Origin of the sequence: Rhodosalinus sp. FB01 (genome assembly GCF_041365715.1) — a bacterium.
Classification (GTDB): Bacteria; Pseudomonadota; Alphaproteobacteria; order Rhodobacterales; family Rhodobacteraceae; genus Rhodosalinus.
The window spans coordinates 1-401 of sequence record NZ_JBGFSH010000083.1 but is presented as its reverse complement, the minus strand read 5'-3'; the positions used below and the strand labels follow the sequence as shown (position 1 = coordinate 401).

The following is a 401-nucleotide window of genomic DNA, read 5'->3' as shown; positions in this document are numbered from 1 at the left end:
CGACGCGCGGCTGGCGCTGCTGCGGGGGCGCACCGGCCAGATGGACGCGCTGATGACGCAGATGGAGCGCATGGCGAGCAGCGGCCTCGTCGATCGCGCCGCGCTGGATGCCGCGCGCCGCCAGATCGTCGATATCCGGCTCGGGGAGCGGCGGCTGCGCGCCGAGCGCGAGGATGCGCGCACCCGCCTCGCGCGCTTCTTCGGCGAAACCCCGCCGACGGTCGAGCGGCCGTCGATCCCGCAGGTGGTGACCGCCCCCGAGGCCGCGACAGAGGCCGGGACCGACACGGCGCCCGACGTGGTGCGCCGCGCCGCAGAGCTTCTCGTGGCCGAGAGCGCCGTGGCGCAGGCCGAGGCCGCCTTCCGGCCGAAGGCGACGCTCCGCGCCGGCGTCACCTCCC

General features: G+C 77.1%; 1 protein-coding gene. It reads left to right on the top strand.

What is annotated here, in order from left to right; genetic code table 11:
* Positions 1 to 401 (top strand): hypothetical protein (locus AB6A65_RS16685; RefSeq protein ID WP_371039502.1); only part of this gene is annotated, 401 nt, incomplete at both ends.